21 protein-coding genes are annotated in these 25055 nt (G+C 38.2%); 11 read left to right on the top strand and 10 right to left on the bottom strand.

From position 1 onward, the window contains the following. Window positions 1–35 precede the first annotated feature (35 nt). On the top strand, window positions 36–206 hold the full coding sequence (locus EJ994_RS17480; protein ID WP_164721482.1) for a hypothetical protein: 171 nt from the start codon (window positions 36–38) through the stop codon (window positions 204–206). A gap of 75 nt (window positions 207–281) precedes the next feature. After that, window positions 282–1643 carry a DNA repair protein RadA gene (radA, locus tag EJ994_RS15040; protein ID WP_099574294.1) on the top strand — a complete coding sequence of 454 codons (1362 nt, stop codon included), beginning with the start codon at window positions 282–284 and terminating at the stop codon, window positions 1641–1643. 105 nt (window positions 1644–1748) lie between these two features. Here radA and EJ994_RS15035 read toward each other — a convergent pair whose 3' ends face one another. From EJ994_RS15035 to EJ994_RS15025, 3 genes are all read right to left on the bottom strand, one after another. Continuing rightward, window positions 1749–2789, bottom strand: coding sequence for an NADP(H)-dependent aldo-keto reductase (locus EJ994_RS15035; RefSeq protein ID WP_126593232.1), 1041 nt, complete (start codon window positions 2787–2789; stop codon window positions 1749–1751). A 92-nt stretch (window positions 2790–2881) separates the two neighbouring features. Further along, a complete protein-coding gene (locus tag EJ994_RS15030; RefSeq protein ID WP_126593231.1) occupies window positions 2882–4462 on the bottom strand; it encodes an FG-GAP repeat domain-containing protein in 1581 nt (526 codons plus the stop codon). An 8-nt stretch (window positions 4463–4470) separates the two neighbouring features. Beyond that, window positions 4471–5232: an exodeoxyribonuclease III gene (locus EJ994_RS15025; RefSeq protein WP_126593230.1), complete on the bottom strand. Its 762-nt coding sequence runs from the start codon at window positions 5230–5232 to the stop codon at window positions 4471–4473. A gap of 129 nt (window positions 5233–5361) precedes the next feature. Between EJ994_RS15025 and EJ994_RS15020 the strand changes: the two genes are divergently transcribed. Both EJ994_RS15020 and EJ994_RS15015 read left to right on the top strand, forming a co-directional pair. Beyond that, entirely contained in the window at window positions 5362–5883 is a 522-nt protein-coding gene (locus tag EJ994_RS15020; protein ID WP_126593229.1) for a DUF3575 domain-containing protein, read from the top strand. Between the two features lie 29 nt (window positions 5884–5912). Beyond that, the gene (locus EJ994_RS15015) at window positions 5913–7985 is read left to right on the top strand and encodes a TonB-dependent receptor family protein (RefSeq protein ID WP_126593228.1); all 2073 of its coding nucleotides are present in this window, start codon (window positions 5913–5915) and stop codon (window positions 7983–7985) included. On the opposite strand, the gene EJ994_RS15010 is transcribed toward EJ994_RS15015, so the two are convergent. The 4 genes from EJ994_RS15010 to EJ994_RS14995 all read right to left on the bottom strand — a co-directional run bounded on the left by EJ994_RS15010 (window position 7982) and on the right by EJ994_RS14995 (window position 14041). Next, on the bottom strand, window positions 7982–8611 hold the full coding sequence (locus EJ994_RS15010) for a hypothetical protein (protein ID WP_126593227.1): 630 nt from the start codon (window positions 8609–8611) through the stop codon (window positions 7982–7984). The two genes, EJ994_RS15015 and EJ994_RS15010, sit on opposite strands and share 4 nt — an antisense overlap. Next, a complete protein-coding gene (locus tag EJ994_RS15005; protein ID WP_126593226.1) occupies window positions 8611–11499 on the bottom strand; it encodes a class I SAM-dependent DNA methyltransferase in 2889 nt (962 codons plus the stop codon). Before EJ994_RS15005 ends, EJ994_RS15010 begins: the two co-directional genes overlap by 1 nt. 63 nt (window positions 11500–11562) lie before the next feature. Continuing rightward, window positions 11563–13107 (bottom strand): glycine--tRNA ligase, encoded by a 1545-nt coding sequence (locus EJ994_RS15000; RefSeq protein ID WP_126593225.1) that lies wholly within the window; start codon window positions 13105–13107, stop codon window positions 11563–11565. A gap of 37 nt (window positions 13108–13144) precedes the next feature. Further along, entirely contained in the window at window positions 13145–14041 is an 897-nt protein-coding gene (locus tag EJ994_RS14995; RefSeq protein WP_099574288.1) for a hypothetical protein, read from the bottom strand. 42 nt (window positions 14042–14083) lie between these two features. Here EJ994_RS14995 and EJ994_RS17660 point away from each other — a divergent pair, with 42 nt between their 5' ends. The 4 genes from EJ994_RS17660 to EJ994_RS14980 are packed head-to-tail and all read left to right on the top strand — an operon-like array spanning window position 14084 to window position 17164. Then, window positions 14084–14533 carry a ComF family protein gene (locus EJ994_RS17660; RefSeq protein WP_241240802.1) on the top strand — a complete coding sequence of 150 codons (450 nt, stop codon included), beginning with the start codon at window positions 14084–14086 and terminating at the stop codon, window positions 14531–14533. Next, window positions 14518–14787, top strand: a complete 270-nt coding sequence (locus EJ994_RS17655) for a ComF family protein (protein WP_241240801.1) — start codon at window positions 14518–14520, stop codon at window positions 14785–14787. The genes EJ994_RS17660 and EJ994_RS17655 overlap by 16 nt, the downstream gene beginning before the upstream one ends. A gap of 50 nt (window positions 14788–14837) precedes the next feature. Continuing rightward, window positions 14838–16454 carry an Ig-like domain-containing protein gene (locus tag EJ994_RS14985; protein ID WP_126593224.1) on the top strand — a complete coding sequence of 539 codons (1617 nt, stop codon included), beginning with the start codon at window positions 14838–14840 and terminating at the stop codon, window positions 16452–16454. Between the two features lie 32 nt (window positions 16455–16486). After that, window positions 16487–17164, top strand: a complete 678-nt coding sequence (locus EJ994_RS14980; protein WP_126593223.1) for a hypothetical protein — start codon at window positions 16487–16489, stop codon at window positions 17162–17164. On the opposite strand, the gene EJ994_RS14975 is transcribed toward EJ994_RS14980, so the two are convergent. Then, complete coding sequence (locus tag EJ994_RS14975; protein ID WP_126593222.1) at window positions 17154–17942, bottom strand: nitrilase family protein; 789 nt, start codon at window positions 17940–17942, stop codon at window positions 17154–17156. The two genes, EJ994_RS14980 and EJ994_RS14975, sit on opposite strands and share 11 nt — an antisense overlap. A gap of 4 nt (window positions 17943–17946) precedes the next feature. Further along, window positions 17947–18570 carry an NUDIX hydrolase N-terminal domain-containing protein gene (locus tag EJ994_RS14970; protein ID WP_126593221.1) on the bottom strand — a complete coding sequence of 208 codons (624 nt, stop codon included), beginning with the start codon at window positions 18568–18570 and terminating at the stop codon, window positions 17947–17949. 173 nt (window positions 18571–18743) lie between these two features. Between EJ994_RS14970 and EJ994_RS14965 the strand changes: the two genes are divergently transcribed. Continuing rightward, window positions 18744–19010, top strand: coding sequence for a SemiSWEET transporter (locus EJ994_RS14965; RefSeq protein WP_126593220.1), 267 nt, complete (start codon window positions 18744–18746; stop codon window positions 19008–19010). Between the two features lie 30 nt (window positions 19011–19040). Here EJ994_RS14965 and EJ994_RS14960 read toward each other — a convergent pair whose 3' ends face one another. After that, on the bottom strand, window positions 19041–19514 hold the full coding sequence (locus EJ994_RS14960) for an ankyrin repeat domain-containing protein (protein WP_126593219.1): 474 nt from the start codon (window positions 19512–19514) through the stop codon (window positions 19041–19043). Window positions 19515–19682: 168 nt separating this feature from the next. On the opposite strand from EJ994_RS14960, the gene katG reads away from it, so the two are divergent. Next, window positions 19683–21929 (top strand): catalase/peroxidase HPI, encoded by a 2247-nt coding sequence (gene katG, locus EJ994_RS14955; RefSeq protein ID WP_126593218.1) that lies wholly within the window; start codon window positions 19683–19685, stop codon window positions 21927–21929. Window positions 21930–22092: 163 nt separating this feature from the next. Next, complete coding sequence (locus EJ994_RS14950; protein WP_126593217.1) at window positions 22093–25050, top strand: PAS domain-containing protein; 2958 nt, start codon at window positions 22093–22095, stop codon at window positions 25048–25050. Window positions 25051–25055 lie beyond the last annotated feature (5 nt).

Genomic DNA, 25055 nt, shown 5'->3' with positions numbered 1-25055 from the left:
AACCCAAATCCCAACCATTTTAATACCTACTAGCAATGATAAAAATAGACTCCAAATACTTTATAATATCAGGTATATTATTTACCTATTTTGGATTAAAGGGCGAGTTTAATCTCGTATACAACGGTCTAGCCTTACTAATGGCCTGGGCTTCCTTTTTTATCGCTTTTACGGAATTCAGTAAGCAAAAGTACAAGGATAAATAGCTCCGTATCCGTAAAAATTACCTTATCATTTTCAAACTTCTTGTTACCTTTAGCACAAATAGTACCTGCTAGAGAATGGCTAAAACAAAAACTGCATTTTTTTGTCAGAATTGCGGAACACAATACGCAAAATGGGTGGGACAATGTTCCGCGTGTAAAGAATGGAACACCGTGGTAGAAGAAGTTGTTCAAAAGGAGGAAAAAACAAGTTGGAAAACACCCGAAAACCAAGCTAGAAGAGTTTCCAAACCACTTCTTGTTAATGAAATAAGTACAGAGAAAGAACTTCGGTTAAATACGTTTGACCTTGAATTTAACCGCGTTCTAGGCGGAGGGTTAGTCCCAGGAGCCCTGGTGCTTTTGGGCGGAGAGCCCGGGGTAGGAAAAAGCACCCTGCTTCTTCAAATAGCACTTAAATTACCCTATAAAACCTTATACGTGTCCGGGGAAGAAAGTCAAAAGCAAATACGTATGCGTGCAGACCGCATATTTCCAAATAGTGAAACTTGTTTTATACTAACGGAGACCAAAACTCAAAATATATTCAAACAGATTGAAGCTACAGAGCCAGATATTGTAGTTATAGATTCTATACAGACCTTACATTCCGATTATATTGAGTCCGCCGCCGGAAGCATCTCTCAGATAAGGGAATGTACAGCAGAGCTTATCAAATTTGCTAAAGAAACCAATACTCCGGTAATCTTAATTGGTCATATTACAAAAGATGGTTCCATTGCTGGCCCAAAAATTCTAGAACACATGGTAGACACGGTGCTTCAGTTCGAGGGTGACCGTAATTATGTTTACAGAATTCTGAGATCTTTAAAAAATAGGTTCGGTTCTACCGCCGAGTTGGGAATATATGAAATGCAGGGTAATGGATTACGCGAGGTGAACAATCCTTCCGAGGTACTCATCTCTAAAAACGAGGACGGCCTTAGTGGTACTGCGATTGCATCTACCGTAGAGGGAATGCGACCCCTACTTGTAGAAATCCAAGCTTTAGTGAGCACCGCCGTATATGGCACACCGCAACGTTCTACTACGGGTTATAATGCAAAGCGATTGAATATGTTGTTAGCAGTATTAGAAAAGCGTGCTGGCTTTAAACTAGGGGCTAAAGATGTATTCCTGAATATAACCGGTGGTATTTCTGTTGATGATCCAGCTATTGATTTGGCCGTTATTGCAGCAATCTTATCCAGTAATGAGGACATCCCCATAGAAAAAGGAATTTGTTTTGCCGCAGAGGTTGGCCTCGCTGGGGAAATAAGACCCGTACAACGAGTAGAACAAAGAATTCTCGAAGCAGAAAAATTGGGCTACACTACGATTATTGTATCCAAAAACAATAAGATAGGACTTAAGAATACCAAGATAAAAGTGTTGTTAGCCTCAAAAATCGAAGATGTTGTCAGAGGCTTATTCGATTAACGCTTATCTCTCATTATCCTTGCCATTACAAGAATGATAATAATTACGGCAACAATAAGAACAATTTGACCGAAACCTACTTTTAAATTGAACATCGCTATCATCTTATGGCGCAGGATTAGGTATACTATTATGAACCGACTCTATGCCTTTTAGGATATCCTCCGATAATGAGACATCAATACTCGCTATATTTTCAGCCAGCTGTTTTATTGAAGTTGCACCTATAATATTACTGGTCACAAAAGGTCTAGTATTTACAAAGGCAAGAGCCATCTGAGCAAGCGATAAATCGTTCGCCTGTGCCAATTCGTAGTATTTTTGTGTAGCTTTAGTGGCTATCTCCCCATTATAGCGGTCAAATCTAGGAAATAACGATACTCTAGAACCTTCTGGCATTCTTCCTCCTAAATATTTTCCGCTCAATGCGCCAAAGCCTAGTGGAGAATACGCTAACAGGCCTATTTTTTCGCGCATGGAGACCTCAGCAAGTCCAACTTCAAAAAGCCTATTCAATAAATTATATGGGTTTTGTATGGTTATGGTTCTTGGTAAGGTGGCATGCACTTTACTCTCCTCTAGATAACGCATAGTTCCCCAAGGTGTCTCATTGGATATGCCTACATGCCTAATTTTTCCTTCGCGTATCAAATCTCGCAGGGTTTCTAGAACCTGATGGAAATTGTCTTCCCAATAGTCGGTAATCTCATGCTCGTACCCTCTCTTTCCAAAATAATTAGTATTGCGTTCTGGCCAGTGTAATTGATACAAATCAATATAATCTGTTTGAAGTCTTTCCAGACTACCCTCCACCGCCTCTATAATAGATGCCCTAGAAAAACCAGTAGATCGGATAAACTTGGTGTAATCGCCATTACCGGCAATTTTAGAGGCCAACACCACCTTATCTCTGTTCCCATTTTTCTTAAACCAACTTCCTATTATTTTCTCCGTGTGTCCATATCTTTCAGCTTCTGCAGGTACCGGATATAACTCTGCCGTATCAAAAAAATTTACCCCTTGGTCCAAAGCATAATCCATTTGCTCATGACCTTCTTCCTCTGTATTTTGCTTACCCCAGGTCATAGTGCCCAGACAAATTTTACTTACTTCAATATCAGTATGTGGCAGCGTGGTGTACTTCATATAAATGCGGATTGTCCCTTTAAGTTTGCAAAATTAGTAAATAAAATATCCTTAAACGGGACTGTAGTCAAATTCTAACTTATTCTTAAAGTTTACTTGGATAGATTGGTCAAAAGCAATACCTGTGGAAAAGTGTTTGTCCCGGTATTCATGGTAATGGAAATCATTTCAGGAATATTGTAAATGTAAGTTCCCAACATAACATCTAGTTTAGCGTCCTTGTTAAAATCCCCTACTTCCATGGTTAGCCAATTGCCATGAATAGGCACTTCCATATAGGATGGGGCAAAATTCAATCCTCCTTTATTTTCCAGATAAACAACGCTTTCCTTTGCGTTTCGTTTGTCCGTGTATTCCGAATACAGCGCCGCTCCAATAATATCAAGGTCACCATCGCCATCAAAATCGCGGGTCATTGCCTTGCCACAATCGTACATGGGGTAGAAAAAAGACTCTTTAAACATAGCGTTACCGTCATTTAAATAAATCCGTATTCCGTGATAGGGTTTATCTATTGGGGAATAGTCTCGATTATCCCCGTTCGTTACCAAGATATCTTGATAACCATCTCCATTAAAATCTGCCAACTCAAAATAACTAGTGCCATTTACGGCATCAAAACTTAACACATTCTTTTCTTCAAAAGTGTTGTTCCCCTGATTATAGTAAATTGTTATTTGCTCCCTGGCTTGGGTCATAAGAGCCATGATATCAGGTCTGCCATCCCCATTAAAATCGGAAATCTCTACTTTTCTTGTTCCCGGCAGAGTATTTAGAACATGCTCTTTTGAAGTATCAAAATTATCTAACCAAGAAAGTTTCCCGGCATAGTGGCCAAAACTGCACAAAATTAAATCCTTTAACCCATCATCGTTCAGATCCTCCACCTGAAAATTCACAGGCCGTTTTAAACTGGACAGTAAAATATCGTTTTTACCAGAACTCACATTCGTATCTAACCGCAACAATTTACCTAAGGCTTGATCAGATGGTGAAAGCTTGCCCAAGGTAAGGAGCAATGGTTCCTTGAATTCTACGAATTTAATATCGGATGCCGGACTCTCCAAATCCCATGTATTGGTAATGTTTCCTCTGGTATCAATTGCGATTAGACTCTGAAAATCTCCGATATAAAGTTCTGAAGTGTTTGGATCAAAACGAAGTAAACTTACTTGGGGTAACTTAGAATCTCCAATACTGATACTCTGGGCACTAAACGGAAAGACGGTGTTACTTATATCCTTTTCTCTGGTTTGAGCAGGCAGCTCTTCTGGTGCGTTATTGAGGTAGTACTGTTTTACCAACGCCCAATCCTGTTTGGAAATTAATGGATACTCGGGGTATATCTTCAAGCTTCTAACGATATCGGCTTCCACTTTGCTCATGGTATCATCCCAGTTTTTCCCATCTATTTTAAGACCTAAACGCAGGCCCATATTGGGTAGGACACTATTTTCCCAAGTTCTTTTATCCAATGATTCTGGCTTAGGTAATGTATGACAAGTAGCGCAATACATAGCTGCCAAAGTTGCTCCTTTATCTTGTACCTCTACGGTATCGATAACAACAGTATCAACAACAGACAAATACTCCTCTTTAACCTCATTTCCAGACAACCAAATTAAAATTGATAGTGGAAAAGCAAAAAGTAAAGGAAGTCTGTTCTTAAGCATAAAAGATGTTATTCTACCTCGACCAAAATAGGACAGTGATCGCTATGTTTAGCTTCTGATAGTATTACAGAACGCTTTAATCTGTCCCTTAAAGGTTCCGCAACCATAGCATAATCCAGGCGCCAACCCTTATTGTTGTTTCTTGCATTAGCTCTATAACTCCACCACGTGTAATTGTCAGGTTCCTTATTGAAATGACGGAAGCTGTCTATGAAACCGCTTGCTATCAGATTACCGATCCACTCTCGTTCTACCGGTAAAAACCCGGATACGTTTTTAAGCCCTACAGGGTTATGAATATCGATGGCCTCGTGGCATATATTATAATCTCCAAGAACAATAAGATTTGGATTTTCTTTTCGCAATTCATTGAAATATTCTTGAATTTCCGCCATGTAATTCAGCTTAAAATCGAGTCTATCCATATTAGTGCCAGACGGTAGATACATACTCATAATCGAAATATCCCCGAAATCTGCCCTTAGATTTCTTCCTTCGAAGTCCATAGTTTCAATACCTGTGCCAAACTCAATATGGTCTGGCTCCGTTTTTGAAAGAATAGCAACCCCACTATAACCCTTCTTCTGCGCACTGTACCAATAATTATAGGTATAGCCCGCATCTTCAAAAACAGTGAGGTCCAATTGATCTTCTTGTGCCTTGATTTCTTGTAGACAAACGACATCAGGGTTTACCGATTGCAACCATTCTATGAACCCTTTTTTCAAAGCCGCTCGGATACCGTTAACATTGTACGATACAATTTTCATAAATTAAATTTGATTCAAAAATAGAAAAAGCCAATGGCAATAACCCTTTTTAGATAGTATTAAAATTCTAACTTCGCAGCTTTGGAATGCCATTTGCTTCTAACAAATCGTAATTTCTAAATGAAAGCAATGAAAAATATACTTCTTATCTCCGTACTCTTTGTAACATCTAATTCATTGTTAGGGCAGGCCTATCCTGCTTTTTCCAACAATCATGAAGTAAAATTCAATATCGGTCACTTTTTAGCTACTACCACCGTAGAGGGTTCCTATGAATATTATTTGAACGAGGATACGAGCGTTGGCGGAACACTATATTTTAATAGTGATGCCACAGATTATAACGGTAATTTTGGAATTGGTCCCAACCTCCGTGCTTACTTTGGGTACAATCCCAGGAGTGGTTTTTTCGCAGAAGCTTTTGGCCTCTACTATACTGGCGAAAATGAGGACCTAACCGAAACTCTTGGAAGCCGCAATAATGATTTTGGAACCTTGGCTTTAGGTCTTGGGCTAGGAACCAAATGGGCAACGCGAAGCGAGCGTTTTACCCTGGAAATAAATGGTGGACTAGGAAGAAACATTAACCCTGAAGATTTTCAAAATTCATTCATGTACAGGGCAGGACTGTCCATAGGGTTTCGATTTTAAATCCTATTTTTGAAGCTTCAACTTTTTACATGAAGCATATCTGTATACTCTTTTTTCTTTTTCTCAACGTCCTTGGTATAAGTCAAGACCCCCAGAAAAGAGATAGTATTACCGTATTGAACGAAGTAGTACTGATCGATACTCTAACGGCTAAAAATAGTATTGGTATAGTACCTTCTAAAATAATCGGAGCCAAAGTCTTTCAGAATTATAGTCCTGTAGATCTTGTGAACTCCATTAATCAAGTTTCTGGTGTGTATGCCTTATCCGGTGCTTTAAACACCAATAGAATTACCATTCGTGGGGTTGGCGCGCGTACCCCTTTTGGCACGGACAAACTACGCTTGTACTACAACAACATACCTGTCACCAATGGAACAGGATTTTCTACCATAGAAGCTTTTGATTTGGAAAATCTAACTTCAATGGAAATCATAAAAGGTCCCAAAGCAACAGGATTTGGGACAAATCTTGGTGGCGCAATTGTCTTGAATACCAAAAAAATAAGAAATCAGCCTACAAAATTTACCAATAACACTACCATTGGCTCCTACGGACTTCTCAAAAACAGTTTAGGTTTTGTACACTCGGATGAGAACTTTCACCTAACACTACAATATGGACACATGGAAATTGATGGGTATCGCGAAAACAATAGATTTGAGCGAGATGGTATTCTATTGAACTCAAATTTCAGATTAAGTTCTAAAAGTGAATTAGGTCTTTTAGTGAACCATATTGATTATACCGCCCAGATAGCTAGTTCCATTAGTCAATCCGCTTTTGACGAGGATCCAACACAGGCTGCATTTACTTGGAGATCCGCCCAAGGTTTCGAAAGTAATAACTATACGCTTATCGGACTTTCCCATACATATAAACACAATGCTAAACTCCAAAACACCACTAGTCTATTTTACACCTATCTAGACCATTATGAACCCAGACCCTTTAATATTCTGGACGAATATACCAATGGATATGGCTTCCGCACACTATTCTCCGGAGCTCTTGGCATAAATCGACCTAATTTACAGTATACTTTTGGAGGCGAATTGTACAAAGATGAATTCACGTGGGGAACTTTTGAAAATTTATATGAAGACAATAACGGAAACGGCAGTTTACAGGGTGATAGAATAGCTGACAATAAAGAATTTCGTAGGCAATTCAACGGTTTTGCCACCGTCACCGGTCCTATTTCTCAAAACTTTACTGCGCAATTGGGCATCAACATAAACAAGACCAACTATAACTTCAGGGACTTATTTAATACTGGCGCACTTAATAAAAGTGCCGAAAGGAATTTTAACGCCTTGTTACTACCCAGTCTAGACCTTACCTATTTGCTAAGAAATGACGTTGAACTCTTCGCAAATCTAAGCCGAGGTTTCTCTAATCCGAGTTTAGAAGAAACCTTAACCCCGGATGGACTAATAAATCCCGATATTAAGCAAGAAACCGGTACCAATTACGAACTTGGATTACGAAAGAACAATGGTTCGTTTACAATGGAGGCCGCGCTATACCACATGCGTATAAACAACCTACTAGTTGCCGAGCGTGTTGGAGATGACCAGTTCATAGGTAGAAATGCAGGCAAGACCCAACATCAAGGGTTAGACCTAGACATCAGCTATAGGCTGTCGCTTTCGGAAAAAATAAGTGCCACGCCTTTTGTGAGTTATACTTTTAGCGATCACTCCTTTATAGATTTTGTTGACGGTGACGAAGATTTTTCCGGAAACCAATTGACCGGAGTACCAAAACATCGTATCGTTTCTGGGTTACAGACTAATTTTGGAAACGGTTTGTATTGGAATACCACCTATCAATTTGTGGATAGAATATCGCTTCGTGACGAAGAAACCCTATTCAGCGATTCTTTTTCAGTGCTAAATACCCGTATTGGATTCAAAACAACCATACTTCAAAAACTATTACTTGGTCTAGATTTTGGTATAAACAATATCCTCAATACTACTTATGCACAGTCCGTTCTCATTAACGCCAGCAGTTTCGGAGGCAGGAAACCCCGCTACTTCTATCCTGGAAACGATAGAAATTATTATGGAAGTTTAAAACTGAACTATACACTTTAATTTAAGTTAATCCAGAAATGATGTATTTCAATTTTTTGTTTTGAGATTCTAGAGTGTTCGGATTTATATGTTGAATTCGGTGTATTAGGAACTATTTTATCCTTTAAATCCCAAACAATATCTGTTTCCCTGCTAATTAAATCATCAATCCACCTATTTATTTTTCTCTCCCAATATATTTGATTCTCATCCTGAATATAACCGACTATTGCTCCATTATTGAGATGCTTTCCAAAATCATCCTGTTCTCTTTTAATTCGCTCAATACCGCCATTACGACCAGACACATAATCATAACTAGTTTTGCAAAGTCTTTTTGCTTCAATCATAAACAAGGGTTGTGCACCAAATTGAAAAGGATGCACATACACGGTAAAATCTACACCTTTTTTCTCGTTAAATTGAAACAATAAATTCTCTTCACGTGCTATATCTCCGAGATACCGGAACAGTTCTTTAGATATATCATCTTCTTTATAAAGGCTGCTTTTGGACTGTTTAATAATGGTTTCAAACTTAGGTAAGGTGTTTTTTACAAAGACCAATATTCGTTGTACCGTATAATCTTCTGGAATTGAAAATTCCTTTACCGATGTAGGTCGATTATGTCCTTGTTTGCTTATCACTAATAACCACTATTCACCAAATCTATCATCACATCACCAGCATCCCTCAATGCAACAGATTTTAACCAATACCGAAGTGTTTTTGGCTTAATAAGAAATATAATATCCTTTTGATATAACCTTAAAACCCTTCTATATAAAACTGATTCTTGTTGGTTTTCTATTAATTCTGATAAATCTCCTTCCTTTATTTTTTTAATTGTATCAATCGAAAGTTCTTGGTTGGCATAAGAGAAAGGGAAACATATGTATGAAAGCGTCTCTATTGGCGCTAATGGCTTAAAAACTTTATTGTCATTATTATAAATTGGATTTAAACTTTCGCAAAATGTTTTTCCAAATTCTTCTAAGCCCTCTGCCTCGGTTTTTTTCGTATTAAGTTTTGCCTTTTCTCCTTTAGAAAGTTCTTCTAATTTGTAATTAAGAACGTCTGCTTTAATTATTTCTTCAGAAATTGATAAAGAGAGATTTTCTTTATTTTCCGGATAAGGAAGGTTTAAGACATCTTTCATATACATTACGTACCCTCCTGACCTACTAATACCTGCCTCGGCACTAGTAGCCATTAAGAAAAGTTTGTAAAATATATAATTCTCTTTTAAGGTCAACTCCAATAGTCTTAGTTCTTCTTTTTGATTTAAGGGCGCATATATTCCTATTATTCTTTCTTTAAATATTAGATCATAGTTCAAAAGGTGTGCGGTAAAATTATTCTTTCCAATAGTTCTTTTTATTAGAAGGTGCGGAGCCAAAAATATATTCTTATTGGGTTCTCTTGACCATTGGAATTTTGTCTCATTTTCGATTTTTGTTTTTAGAACGCCTTCTTCTGTGAAATCTTTTGTTTCTACCATTAGATGTCCTGTGAGGTGAGGTGCGGGCTTGGTTTTTCTTGCAATTTGATATCCTAGTCCAACTTCCCAATCATCATTTCTCCTTTTGAAATCCAGAAAACTTCCTAATTTTCTAAGCCCATCAAATCTCTTAATAAGAAAATATAACTGATAACCTCCTACCAAATTCGATTTCCAAACTACCAAGTCATTTTCAGCAACCTCTTGCGAAACATTATTCATATCATAACTATCAATCTCAAAGAACAAACGCTCTCTGGTTGTTTTAGTTCTTTTTGTAGCGATGTGAAGAATATGATGATTTTGAGATGGTTTTCTATTTTTTGCGAAAATTACGGCCGTAGCAATAGTCTTTTCAAATAGTACACCGGAGTCCCTTAATTCCGATAAATCAATAATTTGCGGTACTTCATACCTAGAGAAGAACTCCTTTCTAAAATCTAAAGTATTATTGTAAAGTAAAGGTCCGGAAGGCATAACAAATGAAAGCAAACCGTCTGGCTTTAAGAGTTTCATAGCTTGCTGTAAAAAAAGCATAGCAATTTGATTTCTTGGAATATGATAGGGGATATTTATATTAAATTCAGAAATAAGACTATCAAAATTCTTAACCTTATCTTCAAATGGCGGATTGCCAATTACCAAATCAAAACGACCCTTTTCGTTATCCATTAGATACTTGAAGAAGTTACCTTCATAAATATTCTTCTCCCGTAAATCGTCAAAACGTAAATCTGTCCATATCTCTGTAGGAGTCAGCATATCACATAAGGCGATGCTCAAACTAAAAACGGATAGTCTCACAGAATCTTCCTCTATATCTACACCGTAAATTGAATTTTTAAGGATGTCCTTTAAGTTGTTGATTTTTGGAGAAATAACTTCCCCTGTTTTATCATAATGTATTTTTTGCCACCATTGCACCATTCTTTTAAAAACAGCAACCAAAAAAACTCCAGAACCACAGCTAACGTCAATTACTTTATAGTCCAACTTTGGTTCTAAAATCGGCATACACTCATCTACCATTAAACGTGCTAGATGAATTGGGGTAAAGACGGCATCCTTACGCTGATCTATAAATTCTTCGTAAATACGGCTAATAAGTTCTACTGGCAAATAATCAAATGAATACAAGGGCCATAATACGAGTTGATTGCCATCCAAACTACCATCAAGATAATTGGCAAGTTTACCAAGGTCGGTATTTTTTAGAATAGCCTTGTCAGTATCTTTTAATTCAAATATCTTACCATTGAACTGGGAGCTTAATTCATCGAAAAAATCCGTAACAAACCCTTTTTTCAGTATCTCGCAAAAAGAAGATGCCCCATCATATTTGTTAAAATAATTGCTTGGGAAAACATGATTGCCCTTTTCATCAATCCTTTCTTCCAAATACTTGACTAGAATTGATAGCACCAATAATTGTTGTGCCAAAGACTTTTCAATCCCACTTTCTATTATAAAGTGAGTCCTAACTTTTTTTAAACCTTCGATTAACTTGTTTTCTGAACTGCCCTTACTTAAAAACCTGTTATTCAAAACTTTTTGTTCCCAAAACACGCCATTAGAAAAAAGCTTGGCAGAGTATTTTTCGTAATCTTGGTGCGAAGCGGATATAAGTGACAAAACATCAAATGGAGAAACACTGATTTCCTTAGAAACCTGATCATAGTCTACTTGCTTTCTAGCATCATAAATATGAAGATTTGTTCTATCAAAAACATAATAAATTGGTACTATTCCAGCACTCCATATTTTACGATGGATATCTGCAAGTTCATTTTTTGATAATCTTAGATTTGAATTATCAAATACGAATAGCTGTGCTTTAGAAGACTGATTATCAGGGAATCTTCTAAAATAAACTGCCGTTGCTCTCAACTTTTTGGCAGCATCAAGAATCAATTTCTCTTCAAATAAAATTTCGTTGGAAGAATAACTTTTAGAAGTAAAAAACAAAGTAGAATAGGTAGACTTTACATTGAAGTCAAGCTTTTCCAATACTTCATCGATTACCATAGTCTCCATAATAACAAAAATACATTTAATTCTTGCATATTGGAATTAGAGCCAAACAAAGGTCTAAAAAACCTACTCCATCTTTTTTAACCACGAACGCATATCCACGGCCTTATGCAGTATCGATTTTAAATCTGAAATAGCTACCCTTTCTTGCTCCATAGTATCGCGATGACGAATAGTGACCGTCCTATCTTCTAAAGAATCATGATCAACCGTAATGCAAAATGGTGTGCCATTGGCATCCTGCCTGCGATACCTGCGACCTACTGCATCCTTTTGGTCGTAAAGCACGTTAAAATCCCATTTTAAATCATCAATAATTTCATTTGCCAGTTCTGGTAACCCATCTTTCTTTACCAATGGAAGTACGGCGGCCTTTGTTGGCGCCAGTACCGCTGGTAATTTAAGTACCGTCCTCGTAGTACCGTTCTCTAGCTCCTCTTCCTGTAAGGAGTTAGAAAAGACCGCTAAGAACATGCGATCTAGACCTATAGATGTTTCCAAAACGTATGGAACATAGTTTTTGTTAGTCTCATGGTCAAAATATTGAAGTTTTTTGCCTGAGAATTCTTGATGTTTAGACAGATCAAAATCTGTACGGGAGTGAATTCCTTCTAATTCTTTAAATCCGAATGGAAAACGGAATTCTATATCCGCGGCGGCGTCTGCATAATGCGCCAGCTTATCATGATCATGAAAACGGTAATTATCTTGACCCAGCCCTAAAGATAAGTGCCATTTCATTCGTTTCTCTTTCCAGGTATCGTACCATTCCTTTTGTGTTCCCGGTTGAATGAAAAATTGCATTTCCATCTGTTCAAACTCGCGCATTCTAAAAATGAACTGTCTAGCGACAATTTCATTTCTAAAGGCCTTTCCCGTCTGTGCAATACCAAAAGGAATTTTCATCCTTCCGCTCTTCTGAACGTTCAAGAAGTTAACAAAGATACCTTGGGCGGTCTCCGGTCTTAAATACAGGTCCATAGCACTATCGGCGCTGGCTCCCAATTTTGTGCCGAACATGAGATTAAATTGCTTCACGTCTGTCCAGTTTTTGGACCCGGACATGGGGCAGGCGATATCCAATTCCTCGATAAGTACCTTTACATCCGCTAAATCTTCTTTCTCCAAAGACTTTCCCATACGGCTCAAAATGGCCTTACCTTGCTCTTGGTAATCTACCACTCTTTGGTTGGTCGCCAAAAACTGCTCCTTATCAAAGGCATCCCCAAATCTTTTAGCTGCTTTTTTTACTTCTTTCTCTATTTTAGCATCTAGTTTACCAACATAATCCTCGATAAGGACATCTGCCCTATAGCGCTTTTTAGAGTCTTTATTATCTATTAAGGGGTCATTGAATGCATCAACGTGGCCAGAGGCCTTCCATGTAGTGGGATGCATAAATATGGCGGAATCGAGACCAACGATGTTATCATTCAGTTGCACCATGGCTTTCCACCAATACTCGCGAATGTTCTTTTTTAGCTCAACACCATTTTGTCCGTAATCATAAACGGCACTTAATCCATCATAAATTTCGCTGGATTGGAATACATAGCCGTATTCCTTTGCGTGGGATATAACCTTCTTAAAACTATCTTCTTGATTTGCCATGCGGCAAAAATAGAATTTTAGGTCAAAAGAACTGTAATTATTTTAGTTGAAATTCTGAAGAAGTAATCAAACGCTCATCTTCAAAAACATTAAGTGTATAGGTCCCTTCTTTTAGAGAGCCCTCAGGAACCGTAACCGCTTCGCACACGGAAGTTTCTATGCCCATGTAGATAAATTCTACACGCTTACTATAAATGTTACCGTTTACGGTAATCGTATTGGCATTATCCTCTATAATTTGTTTGTCCGGGTCTAGAAACTGTAGGTAAATAACCTTTTCTTCCTCCCCCTCACTAGCGTCGGCCAGGACGGTTACACATCCTCTTAATTTCTCTATGGTCGAAGCCTTGTTGGTCAGTATAGGTCTGGTTCCTCTCATCCTAAAACCATCTCCCTCGGAGAAATCCATTTTTAGATAACTTTTGTTCTTCAATTTTTGGTTCAGCTCCATAATCTTCCGCCGCTGCAAGGCCTCTGCCTCTGCCAAGGAACTGCTATTGGCCCTAAGAATTTCTATCTCCTTTCGAGTCTCGTCGTACTTATCCGTAAGTAACATATTATTATAACGAAGGAAATTGTTCTTAAGCTTTAAACTATCGTTCTTGGCCTCCAACCTTCTAAGTTCTGTCTTATACTCCCTTAGTTTCTCCACGGTAAAATTTAATCTACCAACGGAATCCAACAACTGTTGTACTTTATATTTGGAATCTTCAAGCTCAATTTCGTTCATTTCACTTAAAGCCGAAAGACGATCGACGTCGGCCTTCATAATGGTAAGATCTTTTACCAAAATGTCTTTTTCCTGCTCTAAAAAATTGATTTGTGTTTTGGACTGTGCATAGCTGTAGTAAAATGCAATTAGAATGCCGATAATAACGGCGACCAAAGCAGCAAGTATTATTTTATAATTGAATTTATTATCTTGACTGTCCATCAATAAAGTTGGCCTTATAGTAGGTTAATAGATACTTAAGATTTGTTTCGCAACAAGCTACCAAATATACTAAATGCTATAAACAACCTCCTATTACCAAGGGTATGTTTTGGATGTAATGCGCGATTAAACGGAGGAGAGCAACATCTGTGTACCGTTTGTCGACATCAATTACCGCTCACCGATTATAACTTTAACGACGAAAACAGGGTAGATCGTATTTTTTATGGCAGAATTAACATTAAAAAGGCCAATTCCTTCTTATTTTTCACTGATCAAGGTATTGTAAAGAACCTTATTCATAATCTGAAATACAGAAACCAAGAACAAATCGGTGCTTTTCTGGGAGATTGGTTCGGTCAACAAATAAGCGAGAATAATCATTTAGAAAAAGTAGATTATGTAATACCTGTGCCTCTGCATGAAAAAAACTTAAAAAGAGAGGATACAATCAAACCGCACTCTTCGCAAAACGATTGGCATTTCATTTAAACAGTACGTATCTGGAGAATGTACTCATAAAGACCGCCAACACCAAAACCCAAACCAAGAGAAGTAGATTAGCAAGATGGTATGATAACAGATCCTTATATGAAGTTACTGATGAGAAAATCCTAAAAAATAAAAGAATACTATTGGTAGATGATGTAATTACCACTGGTGCTACCATGGAAATCTGTGGCCGGCCGTTGAAAAAAATTGAAGGAACCGTTGTTTATATCGCCACTATGGCCGTAGTTGAATGATTACCATTTTCTATAAAATATGTTGTTTCTTTGTTCTAGAAATTATATCGATGTTTCGAAAATTTTTATCCTATATTTTTATTTTTTTCATAGTATTCGCATCCTACCAATGCGCCCGCAAAGGAACCCCGACCGGAGGGCCAAAGGATGAAACACCTCCTACACTTATAAGAGCGGAGCCAGATAATATGACCACTAACTTTAAATCCGCCAAAATACGACTCTATTTTGATGAGTTGGTAAAGCTACAGGATGTACAAGAGCAGTTAATAGTTTCTCCTCCCCTTAAATATCCTCCTCTATTAAGCCCGCAGGGCGGAGCTAATAAATTTGTTGAAATTACCATTAAAGACACTCTTCTAGAAAATACTACGTACACCCTTAATTTTGGACAGAGTATCGTGGACAATAATGAGGGAAACCCTAATAGTTTTTTAACCTACGTTTTTTCTACGGGAGATTACATTGATTCATTGGAGTTGGCAGGTGTTGTCAAAGATGCCTTCAACAAAGAGGCGGATGATTTTATTAGTGTGATGCTGTATAAAATCGATTCTTCCTACACCGATTCTACACTTTACCAAAAGCCCCCGAACTACATCACCAATACCTTGGATAGCACGGTGATATTTCGGCTTAAAAATCTCAAGGAGGGGAAATACGCCCTATTTGCAATCAAGGACGAGGCAAAGGATAATATCTTTAATCAGAAAACGGACAAAATTGGCTTTACAAAGGACACCATTAACTTACCCACAGACTCTATTTATTTGCTGACCTTGTTTAAAGAAATACCCGATTACGGGGCCGCTGTTCCTTCTATGGCAGCGAAAAACAAAATTAGTTTCGGGTATTATGGTGAAGGACAAGACCTTCGCATAGACCTCATTTCCGCAATTCCCGATACCGTAAGAACCACTGTACTAAAAGAATTCGATAAAGACACACTGAACTTTTGGTTTACCCCTTTTGAAATGGATTCCCTCGTATTTACGATAACCAATGATGCTCTCAAGGTTATAGACACCTTTACCGTAAAAAAAAGAAAAATTGGTGTGGACTCGCTTCGTCTTACGCCCAATAAAAAAGGGAATCTAGATTTTGGAGAATCTTTCAGTATAGCCGTAAATACCCCGATAATGGTGTTGGATACCTCTAAAATTAAAATGATATCGAAGGATTCTACCACTGTAGCCTACTCTACAAAATTAGACAGTATAGCCAATAAGGTCGATTTTGATTTTAGCGTAGAACCAAATGAAAACTATAAAATTGAACTCTTGCCAGGTGCTATTCAAGATTTTTTCGAAGAGACCAATGATACTATCAACTATAACTTGAATACCAAAAGTCTAGCCGATTTCGGAAACCTAAGTTTGAACGTGAATGGCACGAATATTAACTATCCTTTGATTGTACAACTAACGAACGAGAAAGGACAAACAGAAAGAGAAATCTACGCAACAGGACCTCAAGTTTTTGAGTTCAACAATATAGATCCGGGAAACTATTTGGTCAGGATAATATTTGATGAGAATGAAAATAAACAATGGGATACTGGGAATTACCTTAAAAATATACAACCAGAAAAGGTGAGCTATTACCCCGGCCCCATAGAAATGCGTGCCAATTGGGAAAAGATAGAGACGTTTAATCTATTAGATTAATATTGACTATATTAACGGAATTCAAAAAAAATATGAACAAGATAATTTTTTTAACTTTTGTATTCGTGACTTTTTATTCCAAAAGCCAAGTAAATTATACCACTGATGAAGGGGCCTCTTTTCAATTTGACAACGTAACCAGTGGTGCGCCCATACGCGTTTCTGAAAATTCAGGTGTTAAGGTAAAGGGGTCGGAATTTCTAAATGAGGAATGGCAACAGGCAACCATCTTGGATAAAAAAAACAAAAAGAAAGTTACACTTTTGGCAAGGTTTAATGCGTACACCAGAGAAATCGAGGTGCTTAAAGTAAAAGATATCGTTTCTTTAACACCCGTCGATGGAATCTCTGTTCAACTCGCCGGTAAAAACTTTGTTCCTCTTAAAATAAAAGGTGTAAACAAAAGAATATTCGCCGAACGACTTGTCCAAGGTAAAATCAGTTTGTTCAGAGTTTACAATACTAAAATTATCAAAGCAGTTTCAGATTCTAACTTATTAGGGATAGATAACGAAGATAAATTAACGATTGTTGATGACCTTTATTACACAAACGAAGTGGAAGAAGCCATTCAGCTTCCGTCTAAGAAAAAAATTATCACAGGTCTCTTTGACAATGAAACACTAAATTTCATAAAAAAAGAAAAACTTTCCTTTAAAAAAGAAAAAGATTTAGCTAGAATTCTAGAATATTATAACTCTAAAAATTAGTTTGCAGAATTAATTCAAAACTATCCCTATCATCCAGAAAACCTAAGGTATCCCGAGTCTTTTTAATATGGTTTTTATGAACGGTAATTTCAATACACTCCTCTTTATCGGAAAATGTTATCCGTTTTCCTAGTGCGTCATAAACTGCGGAATGTCCAGGGTACTCATGTCCGCTATCATCCGTGCCTATCCTATTTACCCCTACGCAATAAGCCATGTTCTCAATAGCACGGGCTTTAAGTAACGTATCCCAAGCCCCTATTCTTGGTTTGGGCCAATTGGCCACATATAGTAAAACGTCATAGGCCTCTGTATTTCTGCTCCACACAGGAAAACGTAAATCATAACAAATAAGAGGACAAAACTTAAAACCCTTGTAGGTTTCCAATAATTTTTTGCTGCCAGCAACATACTTCTTATCCTCACCGGCTAATGTGAAAGTGTGTCTTTTATCATACGATGAAGAACTCCCATCTGGTTTTACAAACCAAAGCCGGTTATAATAACACTCTCCTTCTTTGAAAACAATACTTCCTATAATTGCTGCGCCAGTCTCCTTTGCCTTCTTTTGCATCCATGCAACGGTCTTTTTCCCTTCTTCTTCTTCAATATGTACAGGGGACATGGTAAAGCCCGTAGTGAACATCTCGGGCAGCACAATAACATCGATATCACCCTTCAGGCCTTCGAGCTTTTTTGACAGTATCGCTCTATTCTTCTTTGGATTTTCCCAAATCAAAGAGGTTTGAACAAGTACTATTTTTAGAGCTTCTTGCATTTTATTAGTCTATATGAACAGATTGATTATCTGATTTAGCCAGTTGAAATAATTGTTTTAATTGGCTCTCTAAAATTCTTGGTTCCGAAAGTTCGGGTAAATCGGTTAATGAAAAAAAATCGGCGCCCTTCATATCAAACCCATGTTGCAAATTTCCACCTGTAATCGTACATAGAAACATGAGTTTATAAATATAAAAAGGCTCCGGCGGATGGTTATGACAACGTTTATCATAAATGGCAAGAAGTCTCACTACTTCAGCGTCCAAACCGGTTTCTTCCCTAATTTCTTTAACAACAGCTTCTGTAGGGGTATCACCGATATCTGCCCATCCTCCAGGAATTGTCCATTTTCCGTCTACGCTTTCCTTTGCCATTAGAATTTGGTCGTCCTTGTTCAGAACGAAACCGCGCACATCTACCTTTACGGTTGGATAATCCATTTCTCTTAGGAAAAAACTATCTAGTGCTTTAAAAGGCTTGTTCGTTAAACCGCCCATGAGTTGAAGACTAATTTCCCAAAGCTCTTCATACCTTTCTCTGGCATAATCATCCTCTACATACACTAAACCTGTCTCCGCTAAGGACTTCAAACGTTTTATTAGTGTAAGTTGTTCTTTAAGTTCCATGTATTCAAATTTACCATTTTGAACCTTAAACTGTTTTTAGATGAACTATTCAAAATTATCTATTTCTGCATCAAATGAGACAAAAAAAGGTAAAATAGCATATTTTTTGGCAAATAATGTTGTTGTACCAACTTAGTCTTTCAAGCAACTTTGTACCCACAAATGGAATTGTTATGGATTTTACCTCTATTATCGGAAATTTGGCAGCCGTTCTCACCACGGTGAGCTTTCTTCCTCAGGCCCTAAAAACGATTAGAACAAAAGATACGAAAGGTCTGTCCTTACCTATGTACGTCCTTTTTGTATTGGGTGTTGGTCTATGGTTGCTCTATGGCATGCTAAATAATCAAATGCCTATTATTGCGGGAAATTCAATAACATTTATACTCGCAGGCACCATCCTATTATTTATGGTGAAGGGCTTACTATCTAGAAAATAATCTCGGTCCTTCTCTGCTGTAATGTCTTATTTAGCGCTCCAAAAGGTCTATGAGCTCTGGCGCACCTTGCAACTTGGCATGATCTAAAGCCGTATTTCCTCGCTGGTCTTTTATACTGGTATCCGCATTTTTTGCCAGTAACAACTTGGCTATTTCTAACCTGTTAAATGTTGCTGCATAGATAAGGGCTGTGCCTCCCATTGCATTTCTTTCGTTTATACTGGCCCCTTTCTCAATTAGTTTTTTGGCAATACTGATGAATCCCTTAAAACAAACACCCATCAATGCCGTGTTTCCGGAAGCATCCTTATCATCTAGGGCAGCGCCTTGCTCCAAAAGCAAATCTACAATCTCTTCTTGATTGTAATACGTAGCCAGTATCAAAGGTGACGACCCGCGCTGATCTTTTGCTCCTATTAAATCCGGAGTTTCATCGAGCAAATTTTTAAAATCTAAAAAATTACCTTCCCTGATCGCACCAAAAAACAATTCGATTTTATTCATATGCCTAAGATATTAAAAAAGAGTAATTGTAGAAGTTGAAAGACATTTATAGTATCACTTCAAACATAGATAATATCAATGATGAAATAAGGCAATTCAAGATTATATCTATGTAACTTGTGCTATATTTTTATAATTTTAAAATTAGAAAATCAAAATAACAGAACAATGGATAATAATGAGAGTAATCCACATGGCAAAGCCTGGGATATCAACGATTCTAGTAAATGTCCCTATTTAGGTGGCGAATTAAAACAAACTGCTGGTGGCGGTACTACCAATCTAGACTGGTGGCCAAACCAGTTACGATTAAACGTGCTGCGCCAGAATTCATCGTTGACCAATCCTATGGATGAGGACTTCGATTATGCCGAAGAATTTAAATCTTTGGATTTGGCGGAGGTAAAAAAAGATATTGTAGAAGCCCTGACCACATCACAAGACTGGTGGCCTGCGGATTATGGCCACTACGGTCCATTTATGATTCGCATGGCATGGCATAGTGCCGGTACCTATCGTATTGGAGACGGTCGCGGAGGTTCAAGTTCTGGATCTCAACGTTTCGCACCCCTGAACAGTTGGCCAGATAATGGTAATCTAGATAAAGCAAGGTTGCTTTTATGGCCCATTAAGAAGAAATATGGTAAAAAGCTTTCTTGGGCGGATTTAATGATCCTTACAGGAAATTGCGCCTTAGAATCCATGGGATTCAAAACCTTTGGTTTTGGTGGCGGTCGTGAAGACATATGGCAACCAGAAGAAGATATTTACTGGGGTTCAGAAACGGAATGGATGGGTAATGAAGAGCGTTTCTCAGATGGCGAATATGTTTTAGAAGCAAATCTAGGTGCCTCTCACATGGGACTCATCTACGTAAATCCTGAAGGTCCAAATGGGGAATCAAATCCCTTAGGAACCGCAAAATTGATGAAAGAAACTTTTGGACGTATGGCTATGAACGATGAGGAGACAGTGGCCTTAGCGGCTGGCGGACATACGTTTGGAAAAGCACATGGTGCAGCTAACCCAGATGAATTTGTTGGACCGGAACCTGCGGGAGCAACAATGGCGGAACAGAGCATGGGTTGGAAAAACAGCTACAAAACCGGAGTACTTGATGATGCAATTACTAGTGGTATCGAAGGAGCTTGGACACCAAACCCAACAAAATGGGACCATGATTACTTTGAGGTGCTCTTAGGTTACGATTGGGAATTAACAAAAAGTCCGGCAGGGGCGAACCAATGGAGGCCTACCGCGGCTTCAGCAGCCAAAAAAGCACCTAGGGCGGGAGACGCATCGCTTACCCAAGACCTTATGATGACAGATGCCGATATGGCCCTAAAAATGGATCCTGCTTATCTTGAAATTTCCAAGCGCTTTCATAAAGACCCCGCGGCCTTCGAGGATGCATTTGCACGTGCTTGGTTTAAATTAACACACAGAGATATGGGACCTGTTTCTCGATATCTTGGACCAGAAGTGCCCAAAGAAGAGTTATTATGGCAAGACCCGATTCCCGCCGTTGATCACGAGTTGATTACGGACACGGACGCAGCGGAATTAAAGAAAAGGCTTTTGGCCTCAGGATTAACCATATCCCAATTGGTAAGTACAGCGTGGGCTTCTGCCTCTACTTATAGGGATTCTGATAAAAGAGGTGGCGCAAACGGCGCACGTTTACGTTTAGAACCACAAAAGAATTGGGAAGTAAACAACCCGGCAGAGCTCTCTAAAATCATAGGAATATTAGAAGGAATCCAAAAAGAATTCAACGCGGCGCAAACAGGAAACAAAAAAGTCTCCTTAGCTGATTTGATAGTCCTTGGAGGATCTGCCGGTATTGAGGAAGCTGCACGAAATGCAGGTCATGAGGTAGAGGTCCCCTTTACTCCTGGTCGTATGGATGCGACTCAAGAGCAAACAGATGCGTATTCATTTGAGGCTTTAGAACCTGCAGCAGACGGTTTTAGAAATTATAAGAATGCAGATTTCAAGGCTTCTGCGGAAGCACTAATGGTTGACCGAGCACAGTTAATGAAGCTAACCGCTCCAGAAATGACGGTACTAGTAGGTGGTATGCGGGTATTGGACACAAATTTTGATAAATCTAGACATGGTGTTTTTACCGATCGTAGAGAAGTATTGACAAATGATTTCTTCGTGAATCTTTTAGATTTAAGCGTAAAATGGGAAGATACCTCGGACAATGAAACGCTCTTTGCGGGACGCGATAGAATGTCCGGAAATATAAAATGGACAGGCACCCGTGCCGACCTTATCTTTGGTTCTAACACAGAATTAAGGGCTTATGCCGAAGTATATGGTTCCTCGGACGCTGAGCAAAAGTTTGTAAAAGATTTTATAAAAGCTTGGACCAAGGTTATGAATCTAGATCGTTTTGATTTGGTGTAATACCTAATTAAACAGATATGATTGTTAAAAGTGGCTCTAATTAGAGCCACTTTTTTCATACTTAAGAATGAGAAAACTAGATAATAATAGCTTAATTTCTTACAATTTTATACTATTTTCCTACGTTGAAATAAAGGCGTATCTTTAACAAAACCTGATTAAATTGGAAACCCTATCCATTAATTTTTTAATAAAAGATTCCCCCACAGCTGTAGCCATACTGGATAAGGATTTAAATTTTATAAGTCATTCCGATGAATGGTTAAAACAGTTTTGTCCAGATTCTCCAAAAATAGTAGGTGTCAAATTTGTGGATGCGCTCCCAGTGGTTCCTTCTCAACTCCTCGCTGATTTAGAAAATAGCCTTCTAGACAAAAAAAGCGTAAACCTTGGAACTAAATTCATTCTAAACAACCATAGAACAGTATGGTTGAAATGGAGAATAAAAGCTTGGAAGACACCAAACGACGAAGTAGGAGGGGCTATTATAATTTTAGAAGATATTACAGAAGAACAGCGAGAAAAAGAACTTCTACTAAAAGCCGAAGTTGTGGCAAGGATAGGTGGATGGGAAGTAGACCTGTTGAAAAACGAAGTGTATTGGAGCGCAATGACCAGAAAAATACATGAAGTTTCCGCCGATTACAAACCCGATTTAGAAGAAGGCATTAACTTTTATAAGGAAGGTGATTCTAGAGAAAAAATTATGGCCTTGGTTAATCAGGCCTTATCACAAGGAAAACCATGGGATACCGAACTCATTATAGTTACTGCTAAAAAGAGGGAGGTTTGGGTGCGTACCAAAGGAGAAGTTGAATTTAGGAACGGAAAATGCGTACGAATGTTCGGTACTTTTCAAGCTATCGATGAAAAAAAGAAAGCAGAGCTTAAATATGAGGAAATCGCAGAACGTCTAAAAATAGCTACGAATACCGCAAATATTGGTATTTGGGAGTATGATATTACAAGCAACGCACTTCTTTGGGACGCTAATATGTATAAGCTTTACGGGGTAAATAAGAAAGATTTCTCCGGGGAGTACGAAGCTTGGGAAGCGGGAGTGCATCCAGATGACAAAGAAAGGGGAAGTGCGGAAATAGCTCAGGCAATTTTTGGTGAAAAAGAGTTTGACACCGAATTTAGAGTCCTCTGGCCCAACGGTGCGGTAAGGAACATTAGGGCAATAGCCCGAACCGAAAGGGATTCAAATGGGAATGCCATAAAAATGATCGGGACCAATTGGGATATTACCGAACTTAAAAGAACAAAACTAAAACTGGAGCTTAGTAAGGCATCCTTTGAAGAGACTTTTCAAAACTCTGCAACCGGGATGGCCTTGGTAAGTCTTGATGGTAAATGGATTAAAGTGAACAAACGCCTTTGCGAAAGTTTAGGGTATTCAGAACAAGAACTTCTCAGTTCAACTTTTCAAGATATTACGCATCCTGACGATGTAAAACGGGGGCTTCCCCTATTGGAAGAGGTAATTGCCGGTAAACGGGAGAGTTATCAATTAGAAAAAAGATATTACCATAAAAATGGACATTTGAGCTATGCATTGGTCACCGTTAATGTAATACGCAATATAGATGGTTCCATTTCGCATTTAATTTCCCAAATTTTAGATATCACTTCAAGAAAAGAAGCGGAGCACGAGCTGAGGGAAACCGCGGAACGCTTAAAAGTTGCTACCCAAGCAGCCAGCATAGGCATCTGGGATTATCGATTAGCAGAAAATGTGGTCATATGTAATGAGAATATGTACACCATGTACGATATTCCTAGAGACGCGTCAGATTTATTGGATGCCTGGATGAAAAGAATACATCCGGACGATGCAGCCCGTGTAGCAGAAGAGTTAAAAAATACTATTGAAGAAAAGCTTCCGTTCAATTCGCAATTTAGGGGAGTAAGACCAAACGGAGACATTGTGCATTTTGTAGCCTTTGGCGAAGCTCAAACGGATAAAGACGGTAAGACCTTTAAAATTATAGGTGCAAATTGGGACATTACGGAACTTCGAAAAATGAGGTTGAAGTTAGAGCGAAGTCAAGAATCTTTTAATCTTACTTTTCAGAATTCAGTTGCCGGAATGGCTTTAGTGGGTCTTGATGGTAAGTGGATTTCTGTAAACAAAGGAATTTGTGACAGCTTTGGATATTCTAGAGAAGAACTTTTGGATATTACGTGGCAGGAAATTACGCACCCAGAAGATTTAGACGACGATTTAGAATTATTGCAGCAGGTTCTAGATGAAGAAATCACAACCTACCAGCTTGAAAAACGATTTTATCATAAGAAAGGACATATCATTTACACCTTGCTTACCGTTACGGCGACAAGGGACGAAGATGGTAATCTTAGCCATCTTATTTCCCAATTGTTGGACATTACCTCTAGAATAGAAGCTGAAAGGAGACTCAGAACTTTAGTAGAAGTTACCAAGGCCCAGAACGATAGCTTATTAAACTTTGCCCATATCGTCTCCCATAACTTGAGGTCGCACTCCACCAACTTATCCATGTTGACCAAATTCCTGAAAGATGAAGAAAGTGCCGAGGAAAGGGAAAATTTAAATACCATGTTAATCAATGCTACCAGTAGTCTATCAGAAACTATACAGCATTTAAATGATGTAGTACAAGTAAGAACAGGAGCTTTGGAAAAAATGCAGAGTATTAGTCTGCTCAACACCGTACATAATATTGAAAAAAGCATCGAAGGTCTTCTAAAAGAGAAAAGTGCAATTATAAAACTTAGTATACAAAAATCTCATTTTGTGATGGCGGTACCCGCTTATTTAGAAAGTATACTACTAAATTTGTACACTAATTCCTTAAAATATTGTTCTCCAGAAAGGGAACCGGTCATTACCGTTAGCTCCTCTTCAAAAAAGAACTATATTCAAATAGAATTTAGAGATAATGGTCAAGGAATTGATTTGGAAAGACATGGAAACAAGGTGTTTGGAATGTACAAAACGTTTCATGCACACAAAGAAGCCAAGGGAATAGGTCTTTTTATCACCAAGAACCAGATTGAATCCATGAACGGGAAAATCTGGCTAGAAAGTAAAGTGGATAATGGAACAACGTTTTTCATAAAATTAAAAAAAGGATAAAAAAC

This window comes from Maribacter sp. MJ134 (assembly GCF_003970695.1).
GTDB lineage: Bacteria > Bacteroidota > Bacteroidia > Flavobacteriales > Flavobacteriaceae > Maribacter.
The sequence above is the reverse complement of the archived record's forward strand: the minus strand, read 5'-3'. Positions and strand labels throughout refer to the sequence as shown.